The organism is Ensifer soli, from assembly GCF_041928815.1.
In the GTDB taxonomy this organism is placed as follows: Bacteria; Pseudomonadota; Alphaproteobacteria; order Rhizobiales; family Rhizobiaceae; genus JBHFEI01.
Genome location: NZ_JBHFEI010000003.1, coordinates 146,741 through 163,033, shown reverse-complemented (window position 1 = coordinate 163,033; position 16,293 = coordinate 146,741). Strand labels below are relative to the sequence as shown.

Sequence of the window (16,293 nt, the reverse complement as noted above, 5' to 3'; positions counted from 1 at the left end):
GAAGAAAAAGACCCAGTTTTGTTCCTCTCCCTTCGCTCACCGCGGTTGTGACTTGCAGCCGGCGATGTTAGCCTTTGATAAATGATGCAATTCTGGGGAGAAGACCGCATGGCCGCACCAAGCTTGACCTTCAGTTACTCGGGTCGCTCGAGCTTCGTCGATGTTGCTCAGCCAAGGGACTTCATCGATCCGACGCCGCCACCTCCGCCGACCAAGGGTTTCTATGTCGAAGAGGTCAGCTTCGATGTCTTCGCGGTCTTTATCGAGGATCTTGCAACAGGCGAGCGCACGCTGATCGAAGGGGCGTACCACTTTCAACCGCTGTTCTTCTCCGCCGACGAATCGATTCTGGTTCTGCAGAGCGGCAATGCCTCGTATCCCGGCTCCGTCTATTTCTATCACCTCGACACCGCCGAACTGAAGGTCGTCTCCACCTATCCGAACGGGACGAAGGCACAGGGCCATTCTCCGTCGCTCTCCGAAAACGGTGAGGTCCTCGCTTTCGTCTCGCTCGACCCACTGCTGCCGGACGACACCAACGGCGGTTCGGACGTCTATGTGAAGAACCTCACGGACGGCACGCTGCGGCGCGTGTCCTCCACCTTCGACGGTGGCGTGCCGAACGAAGCGGTCCGCAATGCGAAGATCAGCCCGGACGGCACGAAGGTGCTCTTCACCACCCAGGCCACGAACATGACGGGCTATCCCGACGGTCGCAACCAGGATGTGTTCGTCCGCGATCTCGTCACCGGGGAACTCGTCCACGTGTCTCGCGCGGCCAATGGCGGCGCATCGAACGGGACCAACAGCAATGCCTATTTCTCGCCCGACGGAAGCTGGATCCTGTTCAACAGCACGGCGACGAATCTGGTGGCGACACCGGGTTCGGGATCAAATCCAACTTATAAGTACGACCTGCGCCCCGAAGGCCGGCTGATCTTCGACGCCACGACCAGCGGCAGCACGATCCGTTTCGAGACCGGTGACGGATCTGCCGCCATCGTCGAAAACGGCGCTGGCGGAGCGCCCGTCCAGATCAGCCATCTCTATCAGGCGGACGGCAACTATACGGCGCGGCTCGTGGCCTCGCAGGCGGGGGAACCCGACAGCGTCCGCAACGTCAATGTCGTCATCCGGGGCTATGGCGACGCCGCCGTCAGCCTGGTCGGCACGGGCGGCATCGACATGATGCTGCTGTCGCGTTTCAACGATCTCGCCACGGGAGGCAATGGCGACGACATCCTGAAGGGTGCGGGCGGCGACGACACGCTCAGCGGCGGGAACGGCAATGACTGGCTCGATGGCGGGACAGGGGACGATACGCTGAACGGCGGGGCGGGCGACGACCGCTACTTTGTCGACAGTTTGCAGGACAGGGTCGTCGAGGGCGCCAATGCCGGCATCGACACCGTCTCGTCGACGGTCGACTACACACTCGGCGACCATGTCGAGAACCTGACCCTGCTTGGATTTGCCGCCCTGAGCGGCACGGGCAACATGCTGGCCAACACGATCATCGGCAATCGCGGCGCGAACACGCTGAACGGCCTTGCCGGGGACGACTGGCTCGAGGGCGGCGGCGGGAAGGACACGCTGGTCGGCGGACTGGGAGACGACACCTATGTCGTCGTCACCAATGACAACGACGTCATCGTCGAGGCAGCAAACGCCGGCACTGACACGGTCCGCGTCAGCACGACCGGCGTCCACACCTTTTACACGCTCGGCCGGAATCTCGAAAACCTCGTCCTGCTCGACGGCATGACGGGCGGGACGGGCAATGATGCCGACAACACCATCATCGGCAACCGCAGCGACAACCAGCTCAGAGGCGGCGCCGGCGCTGACAGGCTGGAGGGCGGCGCCGGGAACGATTATCTCGACGGCGGCGCGGGCAACGATCTCATGATCGGCGGCAGCGGCGACGATACCTATGTCTGGACGCCCGGCGACATCATCAACGAGCGCGCCAATGGCGGCATCGACACGGTCGAGACATCCTTCGACGTTTCCATTCCGCTCCTGATCGAGAACGTCCGGCTGACGGGTGCGACCCATGCCACGGCGACCGGCAATGACGGCGACAACGTCCTGACGGGCAACGACGGCAACAACACGCTACGCGGGCTTGGCGGCAACGACACACTGATCGGCGGCCCGGGCAGCAATCGGCTGGAAGGCGGCAGCGGCAACGATCTCTACATCGTCAGCGGAACCCGCGACACCATCGTCGAGGAGGCCGGTGGCGGCATCGACACGGTCCACAGCAGCGCCAACCATTTCCTCGCCGCCCATGTCGAAAATCTCGTCCTGCTCGGCACGGCAAACCTCGCCGGCAGCGGCAACGACCTCGCCAATGTCATCACCGGCAACAGCGGCAACAACAAGCTCCTCGGCGGCGCAGGCGACGACACGCTGATCGGCGGCGACGGCGACGACATCCTGCAGGGCGGCCTCGGCATCGACCGGATGATCGGCGGACAGGGCAACGACACCTACGGCTACAGCGCGGGCGACATCATCGTCGAGGAAGCGGACGGCGGCATCGATACGGTCGTCACCTCGGTCGCCGTGACGCTGGCCTCCATGGTCGAGAATGCCGAACTCTTGGGAAGCGCCCATGTCGGGGCGACCGGCAACGCCATTGCCAATGTGCTGACCGGCAATACCGGAAACAACCATCTGCGCGGCCTCGGCGGCGCCGATACGCTTCTCGGAGGGCGCGGCGACGACACGCTCGAGGGCGGCGCCGGCACCGATCTCCTCACCGGCGGCATCGGCAAGGACACGTTCCTTTATCGCAATGCCTCGGAGGGCGGAGACCTCATCGTCGACTTCGTCGGCGCCTGGGACAAGCTCGCCTTTTCCTCGGACGGCTTCGACCTCGGCCTCTCGCCGCGTCAGCTGGGCGCCCACATGTTCGTTGCCGGCAGCGGCGCGACCGCGACCCGCAACTATGCGCAGTTCCTCTACGACACCGACACCCAGACGCTCTCTCTGGACAAGGACGGCAGGGGATCGGGAGCGGCCGTGCTGATCGCAACCTTCGCCGACAACGTGCAGCTGCAGGCATCCGACATCTTCCTCATCTGAGGTTCGGCGAAACCGGAACGGCGGCGGGGCAACACAGCTTCGCCGCATTTGCGGGCGAGCACGGCGTCCGCCCGCAACGGTTCCGGATCCCGATGCCGAAGACGCTTTTTTTCCTCGCCCCTGTTCTTGCCGTCCTGCCTGTCGCGGAGGCCGCTGCAGAGCCCGGACTGCCGCCGCAGCTCGTCATCGTCTCCTTCGACGGCGCCCACGACAATGCGCTCTGGGAAAAGAGCCTGGCGATGGCCGAGCGGACCGGGGCGCGTTTCACCTATTTTCTCTCCTGCACCTTCCTGATGACCCGCGACGGCGCCGGCGCGGCCTATCGTGCCCCCGGCCACAAGGCCGGCCGCTCCAATGTCGGCTTCGCGCCCGACAATGCCGATATCCGCGTCCGCCTCGGCCATATCTGGCAGGCCCATCGCGCCGGGCACGACATCGGCAGCCATGGCTGCGGCCATTTCGACGGCAAGGACTGGAGCCGCGCCGACTGGAGAAACGAGTTCTCCGCCTTCCGCACGGCGCTCGCCGAGGGATGGCGGGCAAGCGGCGATGCGGGGGAAGAGCCGGAAGGCTGGGCGCGCTTCGCCGAGACCGAGATCAAGGGATTCCGCGCACCCTACCTCTCCGCCGGTCCGGGCCTCGTGCCGGCGCTAAAGGATTTCGGCTTCACCTATGACGCAAGCCTCGTCTCCAAGGGGCCGGTGCCGCCGGTCGGGGCCGCGGGCATCACCCGCTTCGCCCTGCCGCTGATCCCGGAGGGGCCCACCGGACGGCCGGTGATCGCCATGGACTACAATCTCTTCGTCCGCCATTCGATGGGCGTGGAAAACCGCAAGGACAGCGACACCTTCGAGGCGCGCACGCTGGACGCCTTCCGCGCCGCCTATCGCGCCCAGCATGACGGCGGGCGCATTCCGCTGCAGCTCGGCTTCCACTTCGTCGAGATGAACGGCGGCGCCTACTGGCGCGCGCTCGACCGCTTCCTCACCGAGGTCTGCCGCGCGCCGGAGACCGCCTGCGTTAGCTATCGCGAGGCGATGGACCGGCTCGCCGACGTTGCGCGGCCGACGGGCAGCACCTTCTGACGATCGGCCGCCGGCGCGACATCACGCCGGCCCGGTCTGCGGACGCGCCGCAGCAGCGCCGTCAGGTCTCCTGCGGACGCTCCAGGAATTCCTGGTCGATGGACGGCAGCGGCTCGTCGTCGATCGCCGCCTCGAAGGCGCGAAGGCGCTTGTAGATCGACAGAAGTTCGACGATCGTCGGCCAGGAGGAGACGAGATACTGGAAGGACGAGGTCACCTGGCCGAAGGCGCCGGAGATCTGGTTCAGCGCCCCGAGCGTGATCTTGCCGGCGATGATCGAGGGCGCCAGCATCAGGAGCGCGAAGATGTTGTTGATCTGCAGATAGAAGATGCGGGCGACGTTGAAATAGAGGTAGTGGAAATAGAGGCGGAAGTAGTTGCGCCGCACGTCGGCGAAGAGATCCGCGACCGTCGGCGGCTGGGCGCGGTCGGCATGGTCCTCGCCATAGACGAGTTCCTTGCGGTAGGCCGCCTCGACGCGCTGGTTGCGGAATTCCAGCCCCGGCAGCTTGATGCCGACCAGCGCCAGGAACACGGTGCCGAACAGCGACCAGAGGATGGCAGCAGTCACCAGCGGGTAGGGGATCGCGCCGACGATCGGCAGTTCGGTGACATTCGCCGAAAGCCGGATCAGCACGGGCGTGAAGGCGATCAGCGTCATGACGCTGTCGATCAGGCTGACGCCGAGCCCCTCCACGGTCGTGGAGAAGCGCATCGTGTCTTCCTGCACGCGCTGCGAGGCGCCCTCGATGTGGCGCAGCTTCGGCCAGTGCGACATGTAGTATTCGTTCATCGCCGTGCGCCAGCGGAAGATGTAGTGGCTGACGAAGAAGCGCGTCATCACGGCGACGGCGACTGCGACGAGCGCGATGCCGAGGAAGATGCCGATCTGGCCGTAGAACTGGTCGGCCGTCACCACGGCCGATTTCGACACCGCAGCCTGGATCAGGTCCCAGAAGGGTCCGTACCAGTTGTTGATCGCGACGCTCACCTGCACCTGGAAATAGGTGACGAAGAGAATCAGCGCCGAGCCGAGAATCGACCAGTTCTGCCAGCGATGCGGCGAATAGACATACCAGAAGGCGGCGAAGAGGCCGACGGCCGCGCCAAAATAGAGGTAGAACCAGAGGAAGGCAGGCGACCAGAAGGTCGAGATGCCGACGACCGGCGGCTGGTCGGAGGGCACCGGCGGCATGCCGAAGACGGCGCCGAGCCCCTCGCCGCCGAGATACCAGCTGAGGACGACGACCAGGCTCCAGACGACGAAGGAGATGAAGAACTGCTTCGGCTTGGGGAAGAAGGATTCGAACACGGAGGCGGCACTTTCGTTTCGGGATGCAGGTCTGCCGGGCGGCGCGTCCATGCCGCGCCGGAGCCTGCCATGCGCGCGAAACTAGGGCAAAAACCGGCGGGCAACAATCACGCAGAGCCAACCTTACCGTGATTTAACCGAGCCCGCCGCGACCGTCAGTTCATCGTCAGGATCACCGGGCCGTTGCGGGTGACGACGATCGTATGCTCGTACTGGACCGTCGGCGCCTGCGGCTCGCCGAAGAGCGTCCAGTCGTCCCGGTCGCCGCCGGAGGCGAACTGCGCGCCGAGCGAGAGGAAAGGTTCGATGGTGAAGACCATGCCCTCGCGCATCATCCGCCGTTCCGAGGGATCGGCCCAGGTGGAAATCTCGGTCGGTTCCTCGTGTAGCGCCCGGCCGACGCCGTGGCTGGCGAGATTGGTGACGAGGCTGTAGCGGTTCTTGGCGGCGAAGGCGCCGATCGCCCGGCCGATATTGCCGAGCGGACGGTCCGAACGCACCTCCTTGAGGCCGGTCCACAGCGCCCGTCGACCGTCGCGACAGAGCCGCGCGATCGAGGCCGGCACCGGCGGCACCGCGAAGGAGGCGCCGGTGTCGGCGAAGAAACCGTCCTTCTCGGCGGAAACGTCGATATTGACGAGGTCGCCGGCAAGGATGACGCGGGGGCCGGGAATGCCGTGGGCGATCTCCTCGTTGACGCTGATGCAGGTGGCGCCGGGAAAGCTGTAGACGATTTCCGGCGCGGACCGCGCGCCGGCATCATCCAGCACCTTGCGGCCGATGGCATCGAGTTCGCCGGTGGTCATGCCCGGCTCCAGCGCCTTCGACATCACCTCGAGCGCGCGGGCGCAGATCACGCCGATCGCCTTCAGGCCTTCGAGTTCGTCTTCCTGCGTGACCGTCATCTCAAGCGCCCTCGTGTCTCAACCGTCATGCCTCGACCGCCAGCGCGCCGGCGTCGCTGGCGATGGCCGCGCGCACCAGCGGCGCGACCTTCGTGCCGTAAAGTTCGATCCCGCGCATGATCGCCGCATGGGGCATCGGGCCGATCGCCATCTGAAGCAGGAAGCGGTCGTTGCGCAACAGACGCCAGTTCTCGACGATCTTTTCCGCGACCGTCTCCGGGTCGCCGACAAAGAGATTGCCGTAGCGGGAGCGGGCCTGGTCGAACTGGGCGCGGCTCGTCGGCCCCCAGCCGCGCTCGCGGCCGATGCGGTTCATCACCTCGGCCTGCGGCCCGTAGAACTGGTCGGCGGCCGCCTCCGTCGTGTCGGCAATGAAGCCGTGTACGTTGATGCTCGTCTTCAGCCGGGAGGAAGCAGCGCCGGAACGGCGGGCGGCCTCGCGGTAGAGGTCGAAGAGCGGCGCGAAACGGCGCGGCTCGCCGCCGATGATGGCGAGCGCCATCGGCAGGCCGAGCGCGCCGGCGCGCGCCACCGATTGCGGCGTCCCGCCGACGGCGATCCAAACCGGCAGTTCGTCCTGCAGCGGGCGCGGATAGACGCCGCGTCCATGGATCGCCGGCCTGAGGCCGCCGTCCCAGTCGACGATCTCGCTGTCGCGGATCTTCAGCAACAGCTCGAGCTTTTCGGAAAACAGCGCATCGTAATCATCGAGGCTCTGCCCGAACAGCGGGAAGGATTCGATGAAGGAACCGCGCCCGGCCATGATCTCGGCGCGCCCGTTCGAAATCAGGTCGAGCGTGGCGAACTGCTGGAAGACGCGGACCGGATCGTCCGAGGAAAGCACCGTGACGGCGCTGGACAGGCGGATGGATCTGGTGCGTGCGGCGGACGCCGCCAGCAACACGGAAGGGGCGGAGGCGACGTAGTCCGGCCGATGATGCTCGCCGAGGCCGTAGACGTCGAGGCCGACCTCGTCGGCAAGCGCGATTTCCTCGAGAAGCTCGGCGACGCGGGTCGCGCCCTCGCGGCCGCGGCCGAGCGGTGCCTGCGGATCGACGTCGGCGAAGGTGTAGAGTCCGAGTTCCATGGTGGCGGCAATTCCGTTGCGGGTGGATTGTTCCCCTGAGATAGGCCGCATCCGCCGCAATTGCCACAGGCCGCCGCGGCGACACAGCGTTCGCCGGGGCGATCAATCCGGCCTCGGCGCGGCGCTCAGGTTTCGCTCAGCGTCCGCCGCACGGCATTCTTCCAGCCCTTCAGCTTCGCCTGTCGCGTCTTCGCCTCCATCTGCGGCGAAAAACGCCGGTCGCGCGCCCAGGTCGCGGCAAAGCCCTGCCGGTCGGGCCAGAGGCCGGCGCGGCTGCCGGCGAGCCAGGCGACGCCGAGCGCGGTCGTCTCCAGGATCACCGGCCGGTCGACCGGCGCGTCGAGCACGTCGGCAAGGCGCTGCATCGTATAGTCGGAGGCGACCATGCCCCCGTCGACCCGGAGCACCGTATCCTTGCCGTCCGCCTTCCAGTCCTTGTGCATGGCGTCGAGCAGGTCGCGCGTCTGGTAGCAGACCGCCTCCAGCGCCGCGCGGGCGAACTCGGCCGGCCCGGTGTTGCGCGTCATGCCGAAGATCGCCGCGCGCGCTTCCGGATCCCAGTGCGGCGCGCCGAGGCCGGTGAAGGCCGGCACGAGATAGACCTCCTGCGCCGGATCCGCCTGTTCGGCGAGTTGCCCCGCCTCGGGCGCCGACCGGATCACCTTCAACCCGTCGCGCAGCCATTGCACGGCGGCGCCGGCGATGAAGATCGATCCTTCGAGTGCATAGGTCACCTCGCCGTCGAGGCGGTAGGCGATGGTGGTCAGAAGCCGGTTGCGCGAGCGCACGAGGTCGGCGCCGGTGTTGAGCACGGCGAAGCAGCCGGTGCCGTAGGTGGATTTCATCATGCCGGGCTCGAAGCAGGCCTGGCCGATCGTCGCGGCATGCTGGTCGCCGGCCACGCCGAGGATCGGGATCTGCGCACCGAAAAGGTCGGCTGCGGTCACCCCGAAATCGGCGGCGCAGTCCTTCACCTCCGGCAGCATCGCGGCCGGGACCCTCAGGATCTCCAGCAGTTCCTCGTCCCATTCCTGGGTCTCGATGTTGAACATCAGCGTGCGCGAGGCGTTGGTCGCGTCGGTGGCGAAGGAGGCGCCGCCCGTCAGCCGCCAGATCAGGAACGTGTCGATCGTGCCGAAGCAGAGCTCGCCCTTGGCGGCGCGGGCGCGCGCGCCCTTGACGTTCGCCAGCATCCAGGAAAGCTTGGTGCCGGAAAAATAGGGGTCGAGCAGCAGGCCGGTGCGGCGGGCGAAGGTCTTTTCGAGCCCCTGCTTCTTCAGCTTGTCGCAATAGGCGGCGGTGCGGCGGTCCTGCCAGACGATGGCGTTGTGGATCGGCCGGCCGGTCTCCCGCTCCCAGACGACCACCGTCTCGCGCTGGTTGGTGATGCCGATCGCGGCGACGTCGGAAGCACCGATACCGGCCTTTTCGAGCGCGGCCTTCACCGTCGCGACGACGGTGTCCCAGATCTCCTCCGGATCGTGCTCCACCCAGCCGGATTGCGGGAAATGCTGCGCGAATTCGCGCTGGCCGCTCCCAACCACCTTCTGGTCGCGATCAAAGACGATCGCCCGCGTCGACGTGGTTCCCTGGTCGATCGCCAGCACATAGCCGCCCATGCCACCCCTCCCGTGCCGACCGCCCTCTCCCGGGGCGGTACGCTTTCGAAAACTTCAACAGAAGACGAAAACGAATGTCAAACGAAAACAAATCGCGCCCGCCTGCCCGTATTTTTCCACGCGAGAGTGCCCGTGGCGGTTTAAAAACGCAATTGTCAGCCGCGATGATTTGGGCGTAGTTTGGATTGCGATGCAGCAGAACAGGACGCCCGCGACGGGCGAGACGTGACCACCATGGCAAGAACCGCCGTCATCACCGGCTCGACCAGCGGCATCGGCCTCGGCATCGCCAGGGCGCTGTCGGCGACGGGAGCCAATGTGGTCCTCAACGGTTTCGGCAGCCGCGAGGAGATCGACGCGGCGATCGCGGCCGTCGCCGCCGGCGGCGGCAAGGTGATCCACAATCCCGCCGACATGACGAAGCCGGACGAGATCGCGGCGATGATGGCGTCGGCCGCCGAGACGTTCGGCACGGTCGACATCCTCGTCAACAATGCCGGCATCCAGTATGTCGAGAAGATCGAGGATTTCCCCGTCGAGAAGTGGGACCAGATCATCGCGATCAACCTGTCGAGCGCCTTCCATACGATCCGCGCCGCCCTTCCCGGCATGAAGGCGAAGAAGAACGGCCGCATCATCAACATCGCCTCGGCGCACGGCCTCGTCGCCTCGCCGTTCAAGTCGGCCTATGTCGCGGCCAAGCACGGCATCATGGGACTGACGAAGACGGTCGCGCTCGAAGTGGCGGAGGCCGGCGTCACGGTCAATGCGATCTGCCCGGGCTATGTGCTGACGCCGCTGGTCGAGCGGCAGATCCCGGACCAGGCGAAGACGCGCGGCATCACCGAGGAACAGGTGGTGAGCGACGTGCTGCTGAAGGCGCAGCCGACCAAGGACTTCGTCACCGTCGAGCAGGTCGCGGCCCTTGCCGTCTTCCTCGCGAGCGACGCTGCGGCGCAGATCACCGGCACGCATGTGTCGATCGACGGCGGCTGGACGGCGCAATAGGCCCGGACATGGCGGGCAGGAGAACCGACGTGATGGCAGGAACCGCATGAGCGAGACGACGTCCCGCATCCGCTTCATCCTCAACGACCGGCCGGTCGCGATCGAGACGATCGCACCGACGGCGACGCTGCTCGACTATCTGAGGCTGACGCGGCGGCTGACCGGCTCGAAGGAAGGCTGCGCCGAGGGCGACTGCGGCGCCTGCACCGTTCTCGTCGGGCGGCTTGCCGGAGACGATCTCGTCTATGAAAGCGTCAATGCCTGCATCCGCTTCGTCGGCTCGCTCAACGCCACCCATGTGGTGACGGTCGAGCATCTCGCGGCGACGGACGGAACACTGCATCCGGTGCAGCAGGCGATGGTCGACTGGCACGGCTCGCAATGCGGCTTCTGCACGCCCGGCATCGTCATGTCGCTCTACGGCCTGTGGCTGTCGAAGGATGCGCCGACGCGCACTGACATCGAGAAGGCGCTGCAGGGCAATCTCTGTCGCTGCACCGGCTACGAGCCGATCGTCAAAGCGGCGGAAGCCGTGGCGCGCCTGCGTCCCGACGCCCTCTTCGATCCGATCCTGAAGACGCGGACCGAGATCCGCGCGGCGCTTTCGGAACTCGCCAACGCAGGGACGATCGTCGTCGGCGAGGCGGGACGGACGCTGATCGTCCCGGGCACGGTCGCCGGCCTCGCCGAGGTTCTGGCGCAGCATCCGCAGTCGACCATTGTCGCCGGATCGACCGATGTCGGCCTCTGGGTGACGAAGCAGATGCGCGCGATCGACCCGGTCGTCTTCATCGGCGGCCTTCAGGAGTTGCAGGCGATCCGGGAGGATGCCACCGGCATCACGATCGGCGCCGGCGTCAGCTATTCCGCCGCCTTCCCCGCTCTGTCCGCGGCGGTGCCGGCGCTCGCCCCCCTGATCGACCGGATCGGTGGAGAGCAGGTGCGCAACATGGGCACGATCGGCGGCAACATCGCCAACGGCTCGCCGATCGGCGACACGCCGCCGCCACTGATCGCGCTCGGCGCGACGCTGACGCTGCGCTCGGCCTCGGGCACGCGCAGCCTGCCGCTGGAGGATTTCTTCATCGCCTATGGCCGGCAGGACCGCGCCGCCGGCGAATTCGTCGAAAGCGTCTTCGTGCCGAGTCTGCCGGAGGGTACGCATTTCGCCGTCTACAAGATCTCCAAGCGGCGCGACGAGGACATTTCCGCGCTCTGCGGCGCTTTCCGCATCGCGCTTAACGGCGACGGCACGGTGACCGACGCCCGCATCGCCTTCGGCGGCATGGCCGCCACGCCGAAGCGGGCCGCGACCGTCGAGGCCGCGCTCCTCGGCAAGGTCTGGAGCGAGGACACGGTCACGGCGGCGCAGGGCGCCTTCGAACAGGACTACCAGCCGCTCTCCGACTGGCGCGCGACGGCCGAGTACCGGCTGCTGACGGCGAAGAACCTGCTGCTGCGCTTCTTCCTCGAGACAGGGGGCGATGAGGTGCAGGTTCGCCGCTTCGAGGGGGTGGCCTGATGCGACACCGCCTGCCCTCCGCGACCTTCCGCAAGCGCCCTCACATGGAGGCCTGACGCGCATGGATTCCACGCCCGCCGCCCCGAAGACCGCCATCGACGCGCCGCTTCACGCCGAACGCAAGCATGACAGCGCCCACAAGCACGTGACGGGGGCGGCCGACTATATCGACGACATGCCGGAACCCGCCGGCACACTGCATGCGGCGCTCGGCATGACCGACCGCGCCCATGCCGAGATCGTCGAGATGGACCTGTCGGCGGTCGAGGCCGCGCCGGGTGTCGTCCTGGTGCTGACCGCGAAGGACATGCCGCATTCGAACGACATCAGCCCGAGCCATCTGAACGACGAGCCGGTGCTCGCCGACGGGCTCGTCGAGTTCCACGGGCAGCCCGCCTTCGTCGTCGTCGCCGAGACGCGCGACATCGCGCGCCGCGCCGCAAGGCTCGCCCGCATCACCTATCGCGACCTGCCGCACCAGACCGACATCCTCGACGCGATCGCTGCCGGCGGCGCGCTGGTGACGAAGCCGCTGACCCTTGCGCGCGGCGAGGCCGAGGCGGAACTGGACCGGGCGGAGCACCGGCTGAAGGGCCGGATGCGCATCGGCGGGCAGGAGCATTTCTACCTCGAAAGCCACATCGCGCTTGCCATCCCCGGCGAGGACGACGAGGTGACCGTCTGGTCCTCGACCCAGCATCCGAGCGAGGTGCAGCACATGGTCGCCCATGTGCTCGGCGTCCCCTCCCACGCGGTCACCGTCAATGTGCGGCGCATGGGCGGCGGCTTCGGCGGCAAGGAGACGCAGGGCAACCAGTTCGCCGCCCTCGCCGCCGTCGCGGCGAAGAAGCTGAATCGCCCGGTGAAATTCCGCCCCGACCGCGACGAGGACATGACCGCGACCGGCAAGCGCCACGACTTCCTCGTCGACTACGACGTCGCCTTCGACGGAGATGGGCGCATTCACGCGCTCTCCGCCAACTTCGCCGCGCGCTGCGGCTATTCCTCGGATCTCTCCGGCCCCGTCACCGACCGGGCGCTGTTCCATGCCGATAACGCCTATTTCTACCCGCATGTGAGGCTGACCTCGCAGCCCCTGAAGACCAACACCGTCTCCAACACCGCCTATCGCGGCTTCGGCGGGCCGCAAGGAGTGGTCGGCGCCGAACGGGTGATCGAGGAGATCGCCTATGCCCTCGGCAAGGACCCGCTGGAGATCCGCAAGGCGAATTTCTACGGGCTGAAGGGCGAGGGCCGCGACCTGACGCCGTATCATCAGCAGGTCGAGGACAATGTCATCCACCGCGTCGTCGCCGAACTGGAGGAGAGCAGCGCCTATCAGGCGCGCCGCGCCGCCATCCTCGACTTCAATGCGTCGAGCCGGATCATCCGCAAGGGCATCGCGCTGACGCCGGTGAAGTTCGGCATCTCCTTCACCATGACGCCGTTCAACCAGGCGGGCGCCCTCGTCCATGTCTACCAGGACGGATCGATCCACCTCAATCACGGCGGCACGGAGATGGGCCAGGGCCTGCACACCAAGGTGGCGCAGGTGCTCGCCGACTGTTTCCAGTGCGATATCGGCCGGGTGAAGATCACCGCGACGACGACCGGCAAGGTGCCGAACACCTCGGCGACCGCCGCCTCCTCCGGCACCGACCTCAACGGCATGGCCGCCTTCGACGCCGCCCGCCAGATCAAGGAGCGGCTGATCGCGTTCGCCTGCGAGCGCTGGCAGACGACGCCGGACAATGTCGCCTTCGTGCCGCATCACGTGCGTGTCGGAACGGAAGAGATCCCCTTCCCCGACTTCATCCGCCAGGCCTATCTCGCCCGCGTGCAACTGTCGGCGGCAGGCTTCTACAAGACGCCGAAGATCCACTGGGACCGCGCGGCGGGACGCGGCACGCCGTTCTATTACTATGCCTATGGCGCCTCGGTCTCCGAAGTGTCGATCGACACGCTGACCGGCGAATACATCGTCGAGCGCGTCGACGTGCTGCATGATGTCGGCCATTCGCTCAATCCGGCGATCGACATCGGCCAGGTCGAGGGCGGCTTCGTCCAGGGTATGGGCTGGCTGACGACCGAGGAACTCTGGTGGGACGCGAAGGGGCGGCTGCGCACCCATGCGCCGTCGACCTACAAGATCCCGCTCGCCTCCGATCGGCCGAAGGTGTTCAATGTCAGGCTCGCCGAATGGTCGAAGAATGCCGAGCCGACCATCGGCCGCTCCAAGGCGGTCGGCGAACCGCCCTTCATGCTGCCGATCTCGGTGCTGGAGGCGCTGTCGATGGCGGTCGCGAGTGTCGCAGACTACCGCGTCTGCCCGCGGCTCGATGCGCCGGCGACGCCGGAGCGCGTGCTGATGGCGGTGGAGCGGCTGAAGGGGGCGTGATGGCGAGCGGGCATGCCGCGCCGTCGATGGCGGGAACCCATGACCCATAGACCCTTCCTCGCCGCGAACGGCCCCGCGATCCTCGTCGAGATCGCCGCCACCAAGGGCTCGACGCCGCGCGAGACGGACGCCTTCATGCTGGTCTCGCGCGACGCGCTCTGGGGCACGATCGGCGGCGGACAGCTCGAATATCTGGCGATCGACCATGCTCGCCGGCTGCTCGACACGCGGAGCGGGGCATCGCTCCTCGACATTCCGCTCGGCCCCGAGATCGGCCAGTGCTGCGGCGGGCGGGTCGAGATCTCCTTCGCGAGAGCCGAAGGCGAGACGCTGGCCGCGCTGAAACGCCGGATCGAGGACGATGCGGCGCGATACCCCGAGGTCTGGCTGTTCGGCGCCGGCCATGTCGGCACGGCGCTCGCCGCCGCACTGGCGCCGCTGCCGCTGCGCGTGATCGTCGTCGAGACGCGGGCGGACGAACTGAAAGGCCTGCCGCAGGGCGTGTTCCCTCGGCTTTCCGCCCTGCCCGAGGCGCTGATCGGCGGCATCCGGCCGGCAAGCGCCGTGGTCGTCCTCACCCACGACCATGCGCTCGATTTCCTCATCGCCGGCGCGGCGCTGCGGCGGCGCGACCTCGCCTATGTCGGCATGATCGGCTCGAAGACGAAGCGCGCGACCTTCGCCGGCTGGGCGCGCCGCGACGGGCTGGCGGAGGCGGACATCGGCCGGCTCGTTCTGCCGATCGGCGGCGCATCGGTCCGCGACAAGCGCCCCGCCGTCATCGCCGCGATGGTGGCAGCCGAGTTGCTGACGGTGCTCTGGCAGGCGGGGCATGCCGCTTCCGAACCGGCGGAAGCACGCGACACCGGCACCTGACGCAGGTCCCGGTCTTCCAGCCGCTCGCATGTTTTCCGTCGGTGTTTCAACGATGTCTGAAGCCGTACGTCATCACTTCCGGCTCGGACGATGGGGAACGGAGAAGACGGGCGCGTTTCAGGCGGCACTTTTTAGCGGATATTGCCGGCCTACCAGTCGTGGTCGCCGGGGCGCGGCCCGCGCCCGTCGCGAAAGCCGAGGTCGCGCCTTCGTGCCTCCGGCAGATCCTCGGGGTCAAGGCGCGTCGGGCTCGGGGAACGCCGCAGGATGCTGAGCGCCAGACGCAGGAGAGGCGCAAGGGCGGCGCGCCGCCCGTCACACACATGTTTCGCATCGCTCTGCGCCATGACCCGCAATCCCACCGCTGCAATGGCTTGCAGGATCGCCGGAAACATGCTGCGCTTCCAACGGAACGCCGGTCTGCATCCATCAAGAGGCCTTATCCATGAAACTGTCGCGGACCCTGCCGCTCAATGCCCTGCGCGTCTTCGAGGCGGCCGCCCGCATCGGCAGCTTCACCAGGGCCGGCGACGAACTCGGCATGACGCAGACGGCGGTGAGCTATCAGATCCGCCTGCTCGAGGAGCATATCGGCGAACCTTTGTTCCTGCGCCGCCCGCGCCAAGTGGTGCTGACGGAGACCGGCGAACGGCTGGCGCCGAAGCTGGCGCAGGCCTTCGCGCTCATGAGCGAGGCGGTTGCCTCCGCCCGCAGCGAGAGTGACGAGATCCTGCACGTCCATTCGACGCCGACCTTCGCGCAGCAATGGCTCGCCTCCCGCCTCGGCACGTTCCAGATCCGCCATCCGCGCATCGCCGTGCGGCTCGCCACCTCCGGCACGATCGTCGATTTTTCCCGCGAGCCTGCCGATGTCGCGATCCGCTGGGGCCGTGGCGACTGGCCGGGCCTTCTCGCCCACCGGATCATGCGGCTCGACTTCTCGCCGATGCTGAGCCCGACGCTGCTGGCGTCGAGCGGCGGCCTGTCGAGGCCGGCCGATCTCCTGCACCTGCCGATCATCAGCGCCGGCGACCGCTGGTGGCGCATCTGGTTCGCCGCAGCCGGCGTCGAGATGGCGGCCGTCGAGGCTCTGCCGCAAAGCGAGTTCGGCACGCAGAGCATCGATGCGGCGATGGCGATCGCCGGCCAGGGCGTCGCCATCGTCAATCCGGAGCATTTTCGCGACGACGTCGCGGCCGGGCGGCTCGTCCAGCCCTTTGCGCTCAGCGCCCATGACGGGCGCGACTACTGGCTCGTCTATCCCGAAAACCGCCGCAACGCGCCGAAGATCCGCGCCTTCAGGACCTGGATGCTGGAGGAAATCGCACGGGCGACCTGACGCGGAGTGCGGGCGAAAAGAGTGGATTTCCAACGCAATCACCTCTTCC

Annotated in this window: 12 protein-coding genes; 7 read left to right on the top strand and 5 right to left on the bottom strand. The window is 67.1% G+C overall.

Annotation, left to right across the window (positions count from 1 at the left end; all coding sequences use genetic code 11):
* Window positions 1–108: 108 nt before the first annotated feature.
* Window positions 109–3,093 carry a hypothetical protein gene (locus ACEVQ6_RS05690; protein ID WP_374887955.1) on the top strand — a complete coding sequence of 995 codons (2,985 nt, stop codon included), beginning with the start codon at window positions 109–111 and terminating at the stop codon, window positions 3,091–3,093.
* A 92-nt stretch (window positions 3,094–3,185) separates the two neighbouring features.
* Entirely contained in the window at window positions 3,186–4,178 is a 993-nt protein-coding gene (locus tag ACEVQ6_RS05685; protein ID WP_374887954.1) for a polysaccharide deacetylase family protein, read from the top strand.
* A gap of 61 nt (window positions 4,179–4,239) precedes the next feature.
* On the opposite strand, the gene sbmA is transcribed toward ACEVQ6_RS05685, so the two are convergent.
* From sbmA to glpK, 4 genes are all read right to left on the bottom strand, one after another.
* The gene (sbmA, locus tag ACEVQ6_RS05680) at window positions 4,240–5,490 is read right to left on the bottom strand and encodes a peptide antibiotic transporter SbmA (RefSeq protein WP_374887953.1); all 1,251 of its coding nucleotides are present in this window, start codon (window positions 5,488–5,490) and stop codon (window positions 4,240–4,242) included.
* A gap of 155 nt (window positions 5,491–5,645) precedes the next feature.
* Window positions 5,646–6,395 carry a type I methionyl aminopeptidase gene (map, locus tag ACEVQ6_RS05675; RefSeq protein WP_374887952.1) on the bottom strand — a complete coding sequence of 250 codons (750 nt, stop codon included), beginning with the start codon at window positions 6,393–6,395 and terminating at the stop codon, window positions 5,646–5,648.
* A gap of 25 nt (window positions 6,396–6,420) precedes the next feature.
* On the bottom strand, window positions 6,421–7,482 hold the full coding sequence (locus ACEVQ6_RS05670) for an LLM class flavin-dependent oxidoreductase (RefSeq protein ID WP_374887951.1): 1,062 nt from the start codon (window positions 7,480–7,482) through the stop codon (window positions 6,421–6,423).
* A 125-nt stretch (window positions 7,483–7,607) separates the two neighbouring features.
* Entirely contained in the window at window positions 7,608–9,101 is a 1,494-nt protein-coding gene (glpK, locus tag ACEVQ6_RS05665; RefSeq protein WP_374887950.1) for a glycerol kinase GlpK, read from the bottom strand.
* Between the two features lie 234 nt (window positions 9,102–9,335).
* Between glpK and ACEVQ6_RS05660 the strand changes: the two genes are divergently transcribed.
* The 4 genes from ACEVQ6_RS05660 to xdhC all read left to right on the top strand — a co-directional run bounded on the left by ACEVQ6_RS05660 (window position 9,336) and on the right by xdhC (window position 14,905).
* Window positions 9,336–10,109, top strand: coding sequence for a 3-hydroxybutyrate dehydrogenase (locus ACEVQ6_RS05660; protein ID WP_374887949.1), 774 nt, complete (start codon window positions 9,336–9,338; stop codon window positions 10,107–10,109).
* Window positions 10,110–10,155: 46 nt separating this feature from the next.
* Window positions 10,156–11,631, top strand: a complete 1,476-nt coding sequence (gene xdhA / locus ACEVQ6_RS05655) for a xanthine dehydrogenase small subunit (RefSeq protein ID WP_374887948.1) — start codon at window positions 10,156–10,158, stop codon at window positions 11,629–11,631.
* 61 nt (window positions 11,632–11,692) lie between these two features.
* The gene (gene xdhB / locus ACEVQ6_RS05650) at window positions 11,693–14,029 is read left to right on the top strand and encodes a xanthine dehydrogenase molybdopterin binding subunit (protein WP_374887947.1); all 2,337 of its coding nucleotides are present in this window, start codon (window positions 11,693–11,695) and stop codon (window positions 14,027–14,029) included.
* Between the two features lie 39 nt (window positions 14,030–14,068).
* Window positions 14,069–14,905: a xanthine dehydrogenase accessory protein XdhC gene (xdhC, locus tag ACEVQ6_RS05645; RefSeq protein ID WP_374887946.1), complete on the top strand. Its 837-nt coding sequence runs from the start codon at window positions 14,069–14,071 to the stop codon at window positions 14,903–14,905.
* A gap of 149 nt (window positions 14,906–15,054) precedes the next feature.
* On the opposite strand, the gene ACEVQ6_RS05640 is transcribed toward xdhC, so the two are convergent.
* Window positions 15,055–15,300: a hypothetical protein gene (locus tag ACEVQ6_RS05640; protein ID WP_374887945.1), complete on the bottom strand. Its 246-nt coding sequence runs from the start codon at window positions 15,298–15,300 to the stop codon at window positions 15,055–15,057.
* A gap of 50 nt (window positions 15,301–15,350) precedes the next feature.
* Between ACEVQ6_RS05640 and ACEVQ6_RS05635 the strand changes: the two genes are divergently transcribed.
* Window positions 15,351–16,244, top strand: a complete 894-nt coding sequence (locus ACEVQ6_RS05635; protein WP_374887944.1) for a LysR substrate-binding domain-containing protein — start codon at window positions 15,351–15,353, stop codon at window positions 16,242–16,244.
* Window positions 16,245–16,293 lie beyond the last annotated feature (49 nt).